The organism is Kitasatospora sp. CB02891, assembly GCF_002803145.1.
GTDB classification, from domain to species: domain Bacteria; phylum Actinomycetota; class Actinomycetes; order Streptomycetales; family Streptomycetaceae; genus Kitasatospora; species Kitasatospora griseola.
This window is the reverse complement of the sequence record NZ_NNBO01000024.1, coordinates 47,107-62,543: the sequence shown is the minus strand read 5'-3', so window position 1 is coordinate 62,543 and position 15,437 is coordinate 47,107. Positions and strand designations below refer to the sequence as shown.

Below are 15,437 nucleotides of genomic sequence, written 5' to 3'. Positions count from 1 at the left end.
CGATCACCCACCGCCCCGGCCCCCGGTCCCTTCGCGGACCGGGGGCCGCTGTCATGCCGGGGCGGGAGAGGGGGCTTCGGCGGCCCCCGCGGCGACCGGCTCGGCGGGCTCCCGGCGGCCCAGGACCAGCAGGGTCAGCGCGCAGGACGCCACCTGCCAGGCGGCGCCGAAGCCCAGCACCGGGGCCGCGCCGACCCGGTCCGCGAGCGGCCCCGCCAGCGCCAGCCCGACCGGGCCGAACGCGAACGCGCCGAGCGTCCCGTACGCGCTGACCCGGCCCAGCGCCTCCGGCGGGACGTGCCGCTGCGTCAGGGTGGCGAACAGGGTGCCGCAGACGATCGAGGTGACCCCCGCGCCGACCGCGGCGACCGCCACCAGCGGCAGCGGCCAACCCAGCGCCAGCGCACCCGAGGGCAGCGCCCAGCCCACCGTCACCGCGACCGCCGTCCGCAGCGGCCGGGCCGGCCGGCGGCCGAGCAGCAGCAGCCCGCCGAGCACCGCGCCGACCCCGTACGCGCCCATCACCAGGCCCCAGCCGCCCGCCCCGCCGAGGCGCTCGTCCGCCACCACCGGGCCGAGGACCAGGAACGGCGCCCACACCAGCAGGTTGAACAGGCAGGCCTGCAGCGCGCTCACCCACTGCCACCGCCGGGAGCTGAACTCGCTCCAGCCCGCCCGCAGCTCGGCGAACAGGGACTCCTCGGCGGCGGCCTCCGACACGGCGGGCGGCAGCCGGAGCAGGGCCAGCGCCACGCCGCCGACCGCGTACGAGACGGCGTCGACCAGCAGCACCCAGCCGGGGCCCGCGACGGCGGTCAGCACACCCGCGAGGGCCGGGCCGGCCACCGCGGCGCCGTTCCGGGCGATCCCCAACAGGGCGTTCGCGTCCGCGAGTTCACCGGTCGGGACGAGCCGTGGCAGCAGCGCGTCCAGGGCCGGCATGAACACCGCCTCGGCCAGCCCCCAGAACGCCATCAGTACGGCCAGCGCCCAGATCCGGCCGTGCGCGGTGAACATCAGCACCGCCGTCGCCGCCTGGGTCGCGCAGCGCAGCCCGTCCGAGCCGAGCATCACCCGGCGCGGGCCCAGCCGGTCCGCGGCCGCACCGCCGAGCACCAGCAGCAGCACGATCGGCAGGATCCGCGCGGTCATCACCACGCCGACCCCGGAGCCGCCGCCCCCGCCGTCCAGCACCGCGAAGGTGACCGCCACCGAGGCCATCGAGGATCCGAACAGGGAGACGGCGAAGCCGATGAAGAAGAGGCGGAACTCCCGCCCGCGCAGGACGGCGAGCCGCCGTGAGGTCAGCACCATGACCGGCAGACTGCCCCGCCGCCGAGGCGCCCGGCAAGGGCTTCCGGTGAAAAAGTTGAGCGTCTTGGCATCAATATTTCGAGGGGTCGGATCGGCCGCAGTAAACGCAGCATTTACCGCAGTGGAGCCGAGTGTTGACGATTCATCGGGTGGGCGATTTACTGCGGATGTGACACCTGTGGAGTTCGCCGTCGCGGCCGAGCACTACCTGGCGGAGGCCCGACTGTCGGAGGGCTCCCGGCGGGTCTACCGGATCGCCCTGCACACCTGGGCCTGGCTGCTGGTCGGACGCACCCCGCCGGTCGGCGCCGAGCGGCGGCGGGCCGCGCCGCCGGTGCTGCCGCTCGCCCTGCTGGACGGGCCGGACGCGCCCCGGCGGGTGGCCGAGGCGTTCGCCGCCCGCGCCGAGGCGGTCGGCGCGCGCACCGCCAACCGCGAGCTGTCCGCGCTGCGGGCCGCCGCCCGCTGGTGGTGCGCGCGGGGCTGGCTGGCCGCCGACCCCGCCGAGGGCCTGCGCCCGCTGCCCGCCGCCGCGCCCGAACCCGCGCTCACCGACGCCCAGGTGCGGGCCGTGCTGGCGCTGCGGGCGCCACTGCGCGAGAAGGTCCTGTGGCACCTGGTGCGGGAGAGCGGCGCACCGATCGAACGGCTGCTGGCGCTGGACGTGGACCGGCTCGACCCGGCCGACCGGCAGGCCCGGCCCGTCGCCGGCGAGCGCCCGCTGCGCTGGCGCGGCGGCGCCGCCCGACTGCTGCCGCTGCTGATCGCCGGACGCAGCGCCGGTCCGCTCTTCCTCACCGACCGGCGCGCCCCGGCCGGCACCTTGGAGCGCGACCGCTGCCCGCTCACCGGCCGGGCCCGGCTCTCCTACCGCCGGGCCGCCGAGCTGTTCACCGCCGCCACCGCCCCGCTGGACCCGGCCGGCCGCGGCTGGACGCTGCACCGGCTGGCGGAGCCCCGCCGCTGACCCCTTCGTCATGCCGCGGTACAGCGGCGATGCCGATGGCGTGAATGCGGACGGGCCGGTGGGGAGGCACGGTGGAAGGGGCGTGAAGTCCGTTCCGTGCGCCCCTCAAGTGCCCGACTATGGTCGACGCATGCAAGGTCACGACAGTCACCGTTCCGTCCGCGCCACCATCTGGGTGCGTGGGCGCGTCCAGCAGGTGGGGTTCCGCTGGTGGACCAGGGCCAGGGCCCTGGAGATCGGGCTGACGGGCTACACGAGCAATCTCGGTGACGGCCGTGTCCAGGTGGTCGCCGAGGGGTCGCGGGAGGACTGCGAACGGCTGCTCGCCGCGCTTCGCGGGCCCGGAACGCCAGGTCGGGTCAGTGGAGTCACGGAAATCTGGAGCGCCGTGGGCGACGGGTACGAGGGCTTCGCGATCCGATGAGAACACCGCGGTTGCCGGTCGGAGGAGAGCCGCCGGCAACTGCCGGTGTCGTGTGGTTGCCATCCGGGCAGACTCGTGGTTGACTCCGCAAGCGTAGTGATCCACTACCCCGGCCGACGGCGTGACGACCCCGCCAAGCAGGTGACAGGGGCGCGGTAGCGTGCGGTGATCGTGTTGACCCGTACCGTCTTTGGTGAGACGCTGGAAACCCGCGCACAGGTCTGAGTTTACCGGCGAGGCTCCGCCGTGTGAGCATGCCACTCACCAGCGGCAGTCCCGTAGTGCCCAGCCAGCACGTCCGGCGCGCAGGCGCGTGCGTATCCCTTCCCCCAAGACCCACACCGTACACGGTTCGGTCACTCAGCGTGGAGGACCATACATCATGGCAAAGGCGCTTCTCGGGTACGTCGGCGGCCCCGACCCGCGAATGCTCTCCGAGATGCGACGGCTTCAGCAGCGCGTCCAGGACCTGGAGAACGAGCTCGTGAAGCTCCAGGCCGAGAACGACTCGCTGATCGCTGTCGCTGACGAGCACTCGTTGCTCAACAGCATCGACCTGGACCAGCGCGAGCCGGCCCTCACCTGATCGACACGGTCCATCCGATCGCTCGTGGTCCTCACGATCGACGCTGTGACGCACTGAGCGTCCCCGACAAGGGGATGGCAGCCTGCAAGGGACGTCCGAGGCGGACGTCCCTTCGTCGTGTCCGCGGTCTTCTTCTGCCGCAACATGCCCCGCTCGCGGCGTGGCCAAACCCCCACCTGAGGGCTGCCGGGCAGCCCGGCCGGATACAGTCGCCAGCGGTGGGCCTCCGTGCGGGACGGCCCCCGCGGGCGGCGATCACGGACGGCGATCACGGCAGGGCGAGGAGGACGGGCGGGTGCACCTGAAGAGCCTGACCCTGCGCGGGTTCAAGTCCTTCGCCTCGGCGACCACGCTGCGCTTCGAACCCGGCATCACCTGCGTGGTCGGCCCCAACGGCTCCGGCAAGTCCAACGTGGTCGACGCACTGTCCTGGGTGATGGGCGAACAGGGCGCCAAGTCGCTGCGCGGCGGCAAGATGGAGGACGTGATCTTCGCGGGGACCAGCGGACGCCCCCCGCTCGGCCGCGCCGAGGTCAGCCTCACCATCGACAACACCGACGGCGCGCTGCCCATCGACTACACCGAAGTCACCATCACCCGGACGATGTTCCGCAACGGCGGCAGCGAGTACGCGCTCAACGGCACCGTCTGCCGGCTCCTGGACATCCAGGAACTGCTCTCCGACTCCGGCATCGGCCGCGAGATGCACGTGATCGTCGGCCAGGGCCAGCTCGACTCCGTGCTGCACGCCGACCCGATGGGCCGGCGCGCCTTCATCGAGGAGGCGGCCGGCGTCCTCAAGCACCGCAAGCGCAAGGAGAAGGCGCTGCGGAAGATCGACGCGATGCAGGCCAACCTGAACCGCGTCCAGGACCTGGTCGCCGAACTGCGCCGCCAGCTCGGCCCGTTGGGGCGGCAGGCGAAGATCGCCCGGCGGGCCGCCGGCATCCAGGCCGAGCTGCGCGACGCCCGGCTGCGGCTGCTCGCCGACGACCTGCTCACCCTGCGCAAGGCCGTCGAGGCGGAAGTCGCCGACGAGTTGGCGCTGAAACTGCGCCGCACCACCGTCGAACAGCAACTCGCCGCCGCCGTCCAGCGCGAAGCCGTCCTGGAGGCCCAGGTCGAACAGCTCGGCCCGGCCCTGGAGGCCGCCCGGCAGACCTGGTACCGGCTGTCCGCGCTCGCCGAACGCACCCGCGGCACCATCGGACTGGCCGAAGCCCGGGTCCGGGCCGCCACCACCGCCGGGCAGCTGGAGGAACGGCGCGGCCGCGACCCCGAGGACCTGGAACGCGAGGCCGCCCGGGTCCGCGAGGAGGAAGCCGCCCTCGAAGCCGCCCTGGAGCAGGCCCAGGACGCGCTCGCCGAAACCGTCGAGGAGCGCACCGAACTCGAACGCGCCCTCGCCGCCGAGGAGTTGCGAATCAGAGCGGCCGCCCGGGCGATCGCCGACCGGCGCGAGGGCCTGGCCCGGCTGCAGGGTCACGCCGCCGCCGCCCGCTCCCGCGCCGCCGCCGCCGAAGCCGAGGCCGAACGGCTCGCCACCGCCCGCGACGAAGCCCTGCTGCGCGCCGAGGCCGCCCAGGCCGAACACCGGGAACTCCTCGAACGCAGCGAACGGACCGAAGCCGGCGACGAGGAGGCCGAGAGCCGCCACGACCTGGCCCGCGCCGCCCTCGCCGACGCCGAACGGGCCGCCGGCGCCGCCCGCGAGGCGCTCGCCGGGGCCGAGAAGGAACGCGCCGCGCTCACCGCCCGGCACGACACCCTCGCCCTCGCCCTGCGCCGCAAGGACGGCAGCGCCGCCCTGCTCGGCCGGCCCGGCGTACTCGGACCCGCCGCCGAACTGCTGCACGTCGAACCCGGATTCGAACTCGCCGTCGCCGCCGCACTGGGCGCCGCCGCCGACGCCGTCGCGGTCGAGGACGTGGCCACCGCCGCCGCGGCCCTCGCCCGGCTGCGCGCCGAGGACGGCGGCCGGGCCGCGCTGCTGATCGCCGCCCCGGATCCGGGCGCGGGCGAAGGCCCGCCCGAAGGAGCCCGCCCGGCAGGGGAGTTGATCGACGGCCCGATGGCCGCCGCCGCCCGGCGGCTGCTGCGCCGCACCGCCGTGGTGGAAGACCTGGACACCGCACAGCAGTTGATCGACCGTCACCCGCAGTGGACGGCCGTCACCCCGGACGGCGACCTGCTCTCCGCCGCCCTCGCGCACGGCGGCTCGGCCGGCGCCCCCAGCCAGCTGGAGACCCGGGCCGCGGTCGCCGAAGCCGCCCGCGGCATCGAAGAACTCGACACCCGCTGCGAGGAGTTGACCCACCGGCTCGCCGAGGCGCAGCAGCACCGTCGCGAGCTCGCCGCCGAGGTCGACGAGTCGGCCGCGCAGCGCCGACAGGGCGAGAGGCGGCGCGCCGAACTCGCCGGAGCGCTCGGCCGTTCGGGCGGCGCGGCGCGCGCCGCCGCCGGTGAGGCCGAACGCACCGCCACCGCCGCCGCCAAGGCCGAGAGCGGCCTCGCCGAGGCCCGGACCGCCGCCGACGAGCTCGCCGAACGCCTCGCCACCGCCGAGGAGTCGGCCGACAACGGCGAGGACGAACCCGACAGCGCCGAACGCGACCGGCTGGCCGCCTCCGGGACGGCCGCCCGGCAGACCGAGATGGAAGCCCGGCTCGCCGTCCGCACCCACGAGGAACGGGTCCGCGGACTCGCCGGCCGCGCCGACCAGTTGGACCGCGCCGCCCGCACCGAACGCGAAGCCCGGGCCCGCGCCGCCGAACGCCGCGCCCGCGCCCGCCGGGAAGCCGCCGTCGCCGGAGCCGTCGCCACCGCCGCCCGCCGACTGCTCGGCCGGATCGAGGAGACCCTCGCCACCGCCGAGGCCGAACGCGCCGCCGTCGAGGCCGACCGGGCCACCCGTGAGAGCGAACTCCGCCAGTTCCGCGAACACGGCCGCGAACTCCAGGCCGAACTCGACCGGCTGGTCGACGCCGGGCACCGCGACGAGGTGCTGCGCGCCGAGAAACGGCTCCGGATCGAGCAGTTGGAAGCCAAGGCGCTGGAGGAGTTCGGCATCGAGGGCGCCGAACTGCTCGCCGACTACGGCCCCGACCGGCCCGTCCCCGCGCCGCCGGCCGAGGACGGCCAGGAACCGGGGGAGCCCCGGCCGTACGTCCGGGCGGAGCTGGAGAAGCGGCTCAAGGCCGCCGAACGCGCCTACCAGCAGCTCGGCAAGGTCAACCCGCTCGCGCTGGAGGAGTTCGCCGCACTGGAGGCCCGCCACCAGTTCCTCGGCGAACAGCTCGACGACCTGCGCAAGAGCCGCCGCGACCTGCTCGACATCGTCCGCGACGTCGACGTCCGGGTCGAGCAGCTGTTCACCGCCGCCTACCAGGACACCGCCGCCCAGTTCGAAGGCGTCTTCGCCCGGCTGTTCCCCGGCGGCGAGGGCCGACTCGTCCTCACCGACCCGGAGAACATGCTCACCACCGGCGTCGAGGTCGAGGCCCGCCCGCCCGGAAAGAAGGTCAAGCGGCTCTCGCTGCTCTCCGGCGGCGAACGCTCGCTGACCGCCGTGGCGCTGCTGGTGGCGATCTTCAAGGCGCGGCCCAGCCCGTTCTACGTCATGGACGAGGTCGAGGCCGCGCTCGACGAGACCAATCTGCGCAGACTGATCGCGATCATGGAAGAACTGCGGGAGAGTTCCCAGTTGATCGTCATCACCCACCAGAAGCTCACCATGGAATCCGCCGACGCCCTGTACGGCGTGACCATGAAGGGCGACGGCATCTCCCAGGTGATCAGCCAGCGCCTGCGGATGCCCGAGAAAGGCACGGCAGCACAGGACGGAAAGGCTGGAGCCCGCACAACCCGGGCCGGCGCAGGCGCTAAGTGATACTGGACGGGTTATGGAATACGTGATCCTTGCCGTTGTCATCGCGGTGGTCGCCATCGGCGCGATCACCGGACTCGTCGTTTCCGGCAGACGACGCAAAGAGCTGGACCGGCCGAGCCAGACCCCGACGATCACCGCGCCGCCCGCGGCCGACCGGCCGAGCGCGCCCACCAAGCCGACCGAGGGGGCCGCCGAGCCCACCGCGCCGCCGGCCACCGCCGCTCCCGAGGCCGAGGCCCCCGAGACCGAGGCTCCCGAGACCGTCGAGGCGGGGGCCGCCGGAGTCGGGGCCGCCGAGGCGCCGGCGGCCGAGCAGCCCGTCGAGGAAGTGCGGATCGAGGAGGCGGAGGCCGCCCCCGCGATCGAGGTCCCCGAACCCACCGCCGGACGCCTGGTGCGGCTGCGCTCGCGGCTCTCCCGCTCGCAGTCCACGCTCGGCAAGGGCCTGCTCACCCTGCTCTCCCGCGACCGCCTCGACGAGGACACCTGGGAGGAGATCGAGGAGACCCTCCTCACCGCCGACGTCGGCGTCGGCGCCACCCAGGAACTCGTCGACAACCTGCGCACCCGGGTCAAGGTGCTCGGCACCCGCACCCCCGACGAGCTCCGCGGGCTGCTCCGCGAAGAGCTGATCAAGCTGATCGGCCCCGAGCTGGACCGCACCGTCCACTCCGTCAAGACCGACGGCGGCCCCGCCGTGGTCCTGGTGGTCGGCGTCAACGGCGTCGGCAAGACCACCACCACCGGCAAGCTCGCCCGCGTCCTCGTCGCCGACGGCCGCAAGGTCGTGCTCGGCGCCGCCGACACCTTCCGTGCCGCCGCCGCCGACCAGCTCCAGACCTGGGGCGAGCGGGTCGGCGCGCACACCGTCCGCGGCCCCGAGGGCGGCGACCCGGCCTCCGTCGCGTTCGACGCGGTCAAGCAGGGCATCACCGACGGCGTCGACACCGTCCTGGTGGACACCGCCGGCCGCCTGCACACCAAGACCGGCCTGATGGACGAACTCGGCAAGGTCAAGCGGGTCGTCGAGAAGCACGGCCCGGTCGACGAGGTCCTGCTCGTCCTCGACGCCACCACCGGCCAGAACGGCCTGGTGCAGGCCCGGGTGTTCGCCGAGGTCGTCGACATCACCGGCATCGTGCTCACCAAGCTCGACGGCACCGCGAAGGGCGGCATCGTGATCTCGGTGCAGCGCGAACTCGGCGTGCCCGTCAAGCTGATCGGCCTCGGCGAAGGCGCGGACGACCTCGCGCCGTTCGAGCCGGGGGCGTTCGTGGACGCGCTGCTGGGCTAGCCGCCGCCCTGTTCCCCCAGCAAGGTCCGTTCCGGGAGAAGTCACCCCGGGACGGACCTTGCTCCATGTGCGGGGGCGCGCGCCCCGGGGTTCTCACCCGGCGAGGGAGGTCTCCCGGTCGCGGGTGCGGTGGCAGGCGTAGGCGAGGGTGCCCAGCAGGAGGCGGGCCTCCGGGGGGTGGTTGTCCGCGGTGGGGCGGCGCAGCCAGCGCATCGGGCCCAGGGCGCCGAGGGAGACCGGCGGGGCGGCCAGGTAGGAGCCGAGGCCGTGGCAGGCGAGGTCGAGCGAGGCGTCGTCCCAGCCCATCCGGTAGAGCAGGTCGGGGAGGTGCTCGGCGGTGCGCGGGGCGACGAAGAACAGCAGGCGGCCGGTGGGGGAGGCGAGGACGGGGCCGACCTGGGTGCCCATGCGCTCCAGCCGGACCAGGGCCTGCAGGCCGGGCTGGGCCGGAACGTCCAGGACGTCGAACTGGTGGCCGGTGGGGAGCAGCAGCGGTGCGTCCGCCGGACATCGCGCGGCGAGCTCCTCGGCACTGGCGCCGGGGGCGATCGGCGGGCCGACCTGCCGGTGCAGGTTGGGGGCGGCGCAGAGCGGGACGGCGCATTCGCAGCGGAGCGAGGTGTGCGGTGGTGGGCTTCCGGCGGCGAGCGTCCAACCCCAGCGCTCGGAGTACTCGGTGGCGGTCTGGAACGGGGTGGGTCGGGTGCGGCGACGACCGCCGACGAGTCGCAGGGTGCCGAACAGCTTGTCCATGCCTCCCCCAACAGGTTCCGGTCGCCGGTGGTTACGGGACGGTGACGGTGCGTCGCCCGGGGGGCGTGTGGCGCGTGGTGCGCCGGAGGCGCGCGCGGACCGGCGCACACCGATTCGAGTGGCACGGGCGAGCAGGAACCTTGCACCCGCGCTCCGGATGCCGGATCGTCGTTGCCGCACGCGTGCCTCCGTCGGGATTCCGGGCATGTGCCGGGGTCATGCCGAGCTGACCGGGCTGACACACAGTGAAGCGCGGCTCTGCGCCCGGTAGTTCACTCGTGGGGGTGGCGAATGGTGGCGTTTCCCGGACGTTGCTCCCTCGGATGGCGGAGGGACGCTACGTTCTGGATACGGAATGCAGCCGGCCGGTCACAGCGGTCTGCGAAATGACGAGTCGTCAAGGCGAGCGGGAGCCCCGGGTCGGGGCGGGATGGGGACGGTCCCATGGGTGAGAAGCAGCCGAACGAGAAGCTGGGCTCCTGGTTCACGCGCAGTGGTTGGTCGAAGGGCGAGCTGGCGCGCCAGGTGAACCGCCGGGCGCGGCAGATCGGCGCGCACCACGTCTCCACGGACACCTCGCGGGTGCGCCGATGGCTGGACGGCGAGCAGCCACGCGAGCCGATCCCGAAGATCATGTCGGAGCTGTTCTCCGAGCGCTTCGGCTCGGTGGTGTCGATCGAGGACCTCGGCCTGCGCACCGCCGTCCCGGTGACCACCGTCGGCAGCGGAGTGGACCTGCCGTGGAGCCCGCAGCAGACGGTGCAGGCGATCAGCGAGTACTCGCGCAGCGACCTGATGCTCAACCGCCGCGGCTTCCTGGGCACCTCACTGGCGCTGACGGCCGGCGCGGCGCTGATCGAGCCGATGCAGCGCTGGCTGACGCCGGGTCCGAACGGCGAGCCCACCCCGATCCTGGCGGCGGCCAACGGCGGCGAGCAGTTCTCCGGGCGGCTGTCCGAGCCGGAGATGCAGCTGCTGGAGCAGACCACCGAGATGTTCCGGAAGTGGGACGCCCAGAACGGCGGCGGCCTGCGCCGCAAGGCCGTGGTGGGCCAGCTCCACGAGGTCACCGACCTGCTGCAGGAGACCTACCCCGAGACCACCACCAAGCGGCTGTTCCGGCTCACCGCCGAACTCGCCCACCTGGCGGGCTTCATGTCGTACGACGTGGGCATGCACCCGAGCGCGCAGAAGTACTACGTGCTGGCGCTGCACGCCGCCAAGGAGGCCGGGGACCGGCCGTTCGGCGCGCACGTCCTGACCGACATGTGCCGGCAGATGATCCACCTGAACCGCGGCGAGGACGCGCTGGAGCTGATCCACCTGGCCCAGTACGGCAGCCGGGACACCGCCAGCAGCCGCCAGCAGTCGCTGCTGTACGCGATGGAGGCCCGCGCGTACGCCACCATCGGCGAGGTCAACCGCTGCGCCCGGGCGATCCGGCTCTCGGAGGACACCTTCAGTGACATCAACTCCGGCGAGGAGACGCCGACCTGGCTGAAGTTCTTCTCGACGGCCGAGCTCAACGCGGAGAACGGGCACTCCTACCGCGACCTGGCGTACACCTCGGACCGGACGGCCGCGATGGCCAAGGCCGCCGAGCCGATGATCACCAAGGCGGTCGACCTGTTCCGGAAGGACGGCGACCACGTCCGCACCTACGCGTTCAACCTGGTCGGCATGGCCTCGGTGCGGCTGCTGCAGCGCGAGCCGGAGGAGGCCGCGGAGTACTGCGAGGCGGCGGTGGACATCGCCCGCAAGGTGCGTTCCGAGCGGCTGAACACCCGGGTCCGCAAGACCTCCGAGGCGGCCACCCGGGACTTCCGCGGCGTGCCCGGCGTGGACCGGCTCGCCGAGCGGGTGGTCCAGGACATCCCGGAGTTCGTCTCGGTGGTCTGACGGCCCGTCGCTCGTGGTTCACGCGCCCGTAACGGGCGCGTCGACCACGTCACTGCGGTGAAACACCGGGTCGCATCGGCGGAAACCCGGCTTCGGCACGCTCCTCCCAAGGCCGACATGTCAGGACGGGCACACGTCCCGGCATGGAGCGGCCTCCACAGCGGAGGAGATGCCGATGCCGGACGGATTCAGCGCGGGCGACACCGCCTTCGTGTTCATCAGTGCGGCCCTGGTCATGGTGATGACCCCGGGCCTGGCCTTCTTCTACGGGGGCATGGTCAGGGTCCGGAGCACCCTCAACATGCTCGCCATGAGTTTCGTCTCGCTGGCGATCGTCAGCGTGCTCTGGGTGCTCTACGGGTACTCGCTGGCCTTCGGGCCGGACGCCGGGGCCGGCCTGATCGGCAACCTCGACTTCGTCGGCCTGCGCGGCATCGGCCTGAACTCGCTCAGCGGCAGCATCCCGGTCACCGCGTTCGTCGCGTTCCAGCTGATGTTCGCGATCATCACCCCGGCGCTGATCAGCGGCGCGATCGCGGACCGGGCCAGGTTCGCGTCCTGGAGCCTGTTCGTGGCGCTCTGGGTGACGATCGTCTACTTCCCGGTCGCGCACTGGGTGTTCTTCTTCGACGGCGGGCACGGCGGCTGGCTCGGCGACCGCAACGGCGTGATCGACTTCGCCGGCGGCACCGCCGTGCACATCAACGCCGGTGCGGCGGGACTGGCCCTGGCGCTGGTGCTGGGCCGGCGGATCGGGTTCCGCCGGGACCCGATGCGCCCGCACAGCCTGCCGCTGGTGATGCTCGGCTCCGGCCTGCTGTGGTTCGGCTGGTTCGGCTTCAACGCGGGCTCGGCGCTGGCCGCCAACGGCGTCGCCGGGATGGCGTTCCTGAACACCCAGGTCGCCACGGGCGCCGCGATGCTCGGCTGGCTGGCGTACGAGCGGCTGCGGCACGGCGCCTTCACCACCCTCGGCGCGGCGTCCGGCGCGGTCGCCGGGCTGGTCGCCGTCACCCCCGCCTGCGGCTCGGTGTCGCCGCTCGGCGCGATCGCGATCGGCCTGGTCGCGGGCGCGGTGTGCGCCGCCGCGATCAGCCTCAAGTACCGTTTCGGGCTGGACGATTCGCTCGACGTGGTGGGCGTCCACCTGGTCGGCGGGGTGATCGGCTCGCTGCTGATCGGCCTGTTCGCCACCGGCCACGTCGGCCAGAGCGCGGCCGGGCTGTTCTACGGCGGCGGCTTCGGGCAGCTCGGCCGGCAGGTGCTCGGCGTGGCCGCCGTGCTGGCGTACTCGTTCGTGCTCTCCTGGCTGCTGGGCACCGCGATCCAGCGGACCGTCGGCTTCCGGGTCACCGAGGACGTCGAGCTGTCCGGCATCGACCAGGCCGAACACGCCGAGTCCGCCTACGACTTCACCGCCGTCGGGGCCGGCCAGGCCCGCACCGCCCCCAGTTCCACCACTGCCACCTCCGAGAAGACCGAGGTCGACGCCCGATGAAGCTCATCACCGCCGTCATCAAGCCGCACCGCCTGGACGAGGTCAAGGACGCCCTGCAGGCGTTCGGGGTGCACGGGCTGACCGTCACCGAGGCCAGCGGGTACGGCCGGCAGCGCGGCCACACCGAGGTCTACCGGGGCGCCGAGTACACCGTCGACCTGGTGCCCAAGGTCCGGGTGGACATACTCGTCGAGGACGAGGACGCCGAGCAGGTGATCGAGGTGGTGGTCCGGGCCGCCCGCACCGGGAAGATCGGCGACGGCAAGGTCTGGTCGGTTCCGGTGGAGACCGTGGTGCGCGTCCGGACCGGCGAACGCGGCCCCGACGCGCTCTGACCGTGACGACCGACCCCGGAGACCGCGGCCACCTCGCCGCCCGCGCCCGGCTGTTGGCGGACCCCGACCCCGCCCGCACCGGTCGCGGGCGGCGCACTGCGCTCGCCCGGCTCACCGACGACTGGCTGACCGGGCTGTACCGGGCGGCCGGCGCGCCCGCCGGCACCGCCCTGGTCGCGGTCGGCGGCTACGGCCGCGGCGCACTCTCCCCGCGCAGCGACCTGGACGTGCTGCTGCTGCACGACGGCCCGCTCGCCCCCGAGGTCGCCGAGCGGATCTGGTACCCCGTCTGGGACAGCGGCGTCGCCCTCGACCACGCCGTCCGCACCCCCGACGGGGCCCGCAGGGTCGCCGCCGCGGACCTCCGGGCCGGCCTCGGCCTGCTGGACGCCCGCCACCTGGCCGGCGACGCCCGGCTGACCGCCGACCTGCGCACCCGGGTGCTCGCCGACTGGCGCGCCGCCGCCCCCGACCGGCTGCCCGAACTGCGCGCCCTCGGCCGGGCCCGGGCCGAACGCCACGGCGAACTGTCCTTCCTGCTGGAACCCGACCTGAAGGAGGCCCGCGGCGGCCTGCGCGACCTGGTCGCGCTCGACGCGGTCGCCGCCAGCTGGCTCGCCGACGCCCCCCGCGACGGCCTGGACACCGCCGCCACCACCCTCGCCGACGTCCGCGACGCCCTGCACCTGACCACCGGCCGGGCCACCGACCGGCTCACCCTGCAGGACCAGGACCAGGTCGCCGAACGGCTCGGCCTGCCCGACGCCGACACCCTGCTGCGCCAGGTCTACCGGGCCGCCCGCACCGTCGCCTACGCCTCCGACGTCACCTGGCGGGCCGTCGACCGGGTGCTCGCGGCCCGCACCCGCCGCGGCCGCCCGTTCCGGATCACCCGGCGAGCCGCGCCCGCCGAACGCCGCCCGCTGGCCGAGGGCGTGGTCGAACAGGACGGCGAGGCGGTGCTCGCCCGGGCCGCCCGGCCCGCCGCCGACCCGGTGCTGCCGCTGCGCGCCGCCGCCGCGGCCGCCCAGGCCGGGCTGCCCGTCGGCCACGCCACGGTGCGCCGACTGGCCGCCGAGACCGGGCCGCTGCCGGTGCCCTGGCCCGACGAGGCCCGGGACCGGCTGGTCGGACTGCTCGGCGCCGGCGAGGCCTGCCTGCCGGTGTGGGAGGCGCTGGACGCCGAGGGGCTGATCGGCCGGCTGCTGCCCGACTGGGAGCAGGTCCGCTGCCGCCCGCAGCGCAACGCCGTGCACCGGTGGACCGTCGACCGGCACCTGATCGAGACCGCGGTGCGGGCCGCCGCGCTGACCCGGCGCACCGCCCGCCCCGACCTGCTGCTGGTCGCCGCCCTGCTGCACGACCTCGGCAAGGGCCGGCCCGGCGACCACTCGGAGACCGGCGAGCTGATCGTCCGCGAGCTGGCCGTCCGGATGGGCTTCGACAAACCCGACACCGACTCCCTGGCGCTGCTGGTGCGCCACCACCTGACGCTGGTGGACACCGCCACCCGCCGCGACCCCGACGACCCGGCCACCGCCGACCTGATCGCCGGGATCGTCGGCAACCGGACCCACCTGGAACTGCTGCACGCGCTCACCGAGGCCGACGCCACCGCGACCGGTCCCGCCGCCTGGTCCGCCTGGCGGGCCGAACTGGTCGACCAGCTGGTCGCCCGCACCGCCGCCCGGCTGACCGGCTCGCCGCCGGCTGCCGGCGACGGCCCGGGCACCGATGGTCCGACGGTGGAGCAGGAGCGCCTCGCGGTGGAGGCGGCCCGCACCGGCGGCCCCGCGCTGGCGCTGCGCGCCGAGCTCGCGGCCGACGGCACCGAGTCCGTCGGCGTCGAGCTCACCCTCGCCGTCCCCGACCGCCCCGGCCTGCTCGGCACCGTGGCCGGCGTGCTGGCCCTGCACCGCCTCACCGTCCGCAAGGCCGGCCTGCGCGAACTCGACCCGGTCGGCACCGGCCCCGTCCTGCTGCTCGGCTGGACGGTGGCCGCCGAGTACGGCGACGTCCCCGAGGCGGCCCGGCTGCGGGCCGACCTGCGCCGTGCCCTGGACGGCTCGCTCGACGTGACCCGCAGACTCGCCGAGCGCGACGCCGCCGCCCCGCGCCGGCCCGGCATCCGCACCCCGCCGCCGGTGGTCGCCGTCGCCCCCGGCACCGCGTCCCGTTCGGCGACCGTGCTGGAGGTGCGCGCCCACGACGCCCCCGGCCTGCTGCACCGGATCGGACGCGCCCTGGACACCGCCGGCGTACGGGTCCGCACGGCGCACGTGTCCACCCTCGGCGCGGAGGTCGTGGACGCGTTCTACCTGACCGCCGAGGACGGCCGACCGCTGACGCCGGAGCGCGCGCAGCAGGTGGCACGGGTCGTGCGGGACGCCCTGGGGACCGGCTGACGACCCGTTCACGCAGGGGCGCAGACCGTCCACCGGGCGTACGGCTACCCTTGGGGGCGACGACAGTACCCGT

Annotated in this window: 11 protein-coding genes; 9 read left to right on the top strand and 2 right to left on the bottom strand. The window is 74.3% G+C overall.

Annotation, left to right across the window (positions count from 1 at the left end):
* Nucleotides 1-51 precede the first annotated feature (51 nt).
* Nucleotides 52-1,314 carry an MFS transporter gene (locus CG736_RS34405; protein ID WP_100590039.1) on the bottom strand — a complete coding sequence of 421 codons (1,263 nt, stop codon included), beginning with the start codon at nucleotides 1,312-1,314 and terminating at the stop codon, nucleotides 52-54.
* A gap of 169 nt (nucleotides 1,315-1,483) precedes the next feature.
* On the opposite strand from CG736_RS34405, the gene CG736_RS34400 reads away from it, so the two are divergent.
* From CG736_RS34400 to ftsY, 5 genes are all read left to right on the top strand, one after another.
* Nucleotides 1,484-2,281 (top strand): hypothetical protein, encoded by a 798-nt coding sequence (locus tag CG736_RS34400; protein ID WP_232734371.1) that lies wholly within the window; start codon nucleotides 1,484-1,486, stop codon nucleotides 2,279-2,281.
* Between the two features lie 130 nt (nucleotides 2,282-2,411).
* Nucleotides 2,412-2,705 carry an acylphosphatase gene (locus CG736_RS34395; RefSeq protein WP_043916156.1) on the top strand — a complete coding sequence of 98 codons (294 nt, stop codon included), beginning with the start codon at nucleotides 2,412-2,414 and terminating at the stop codon, nucleotides 2,703-2,705.
* A 382-nt stretch (nucleotides 2,706-3,087) separates the two neighbouring features.
* Nucleotides 3,088-3,291, top strand: coding sequence for a hypothetical protein (locus CG736_RS34390; RefSeq protein ID WP_100590037.1), 204 nt, complete (start codon nucleotides 3,088-3,090; stop codon nucleotides 3,289-3,291).
* Nucleotides 3,292-3,586: 295 nt separating this feature from the next.
* Nucleotides 3,587-7,180 carry a chromosome segregation protein SMC gene (smc, locus tag CG736_RS34385; protein WP_100590036.1) on the top strand — a complete coding sequence of 1,198 codons (3,594 nt, stop codon included), beginning with the start codon at nucleotides 3,587-3,589 and terminating at the stop codon, nucleotides 7,178-7,180.
* A gap of 13 nt (nucleotides 7,181-7,193) precedes the next feature.
* A complete protein-coding gene (ftsY, locus tag CG736_RS34380) occupies nucleotides 7,194-8,474 on the top strand; it encodes a signal recognition particle-docking protein FtsY (RefSeq protein WP_100590035.1) in 1,281 nt (426 codons plus the stop codon).
* A gap of 93 nt (nucleotides 8,475-8,567) precedes the next feature.
* Here ftsY and CG736_RS34375 read toward each other — a convergent pair whose 3' ends face one another.
* Nucleotides 8,568-9,227 carry a bifunctional DNA primase/polymerase gene (locus tag CG736_RS34375; protein ID WP_100590034.1) on the bottom strand — a complete coding sequence of 220 codons (660 nt, stop codon included), beginning with the start codon at nucleotides 9,225-9,227 and terminating at the stop codon, nucleotides 8,568-8,570.
* Nucleotides 9,228-9,671: 444 nt separating this feature from the next.
* On the opposite strand from CG736_RS34375, the gene CG736_RS34370 reads away from it, so the two are divergent.
* From CG736_RS34370 to CG736_RS34355, 4 genes are all read left to right on the top strand, one after another.
* The gene (locus tag CG736_RS34370; protein WP_100590033.1) at nucleotides 9,672-11,126 is read left to right on the top strand and encodes a hypothetical protein; all 1,455 of its coding nucleotides are present in this window, start codon (nucleotides 9,672-9,674) and stop codon (nucleotides 11,124-11,126) included.
* 175 nt (nucleotides 11,127-11,301) lie between these two features.
* Nucleotides 11,302-12,624: an ammonium transporter gene (locus CG736_RS34365; protein ID WP_100590032.1), complete on the top strand. Its 1,323-nt coding sequence runs from the start codon at nucleotides 11,302-11,304 to the stop codon at nucleotides 12,622-12,624.
* Entirely contained in the window at nucleotides 12,621-12,959 is a 339-nt protein-coding gene (locus CG736_RS34360) for a P-II family nitrogen regulator (protein WP_043916162.1), read from the top strand. Before CG736_RS34365 ends, CG736_RS34360 begins: the two co-directional genes overlap by 4 nt.
* Entirely contained in the window at nucleotides 12,956-15,364 is a 2,409-nt protein-coding gene (locus tag CG736_RS34355) for a [protein-PII] uridylyltransferase (protein ID WP_100590031.1), read from the top strand. Before CG736_RS34360 ends, CG736_RS34355 begins: the two co-directional genes overlap by 4 nt.
* Nucleotides 15,365-15,437 lie beyond the last annotated feature (73 nt).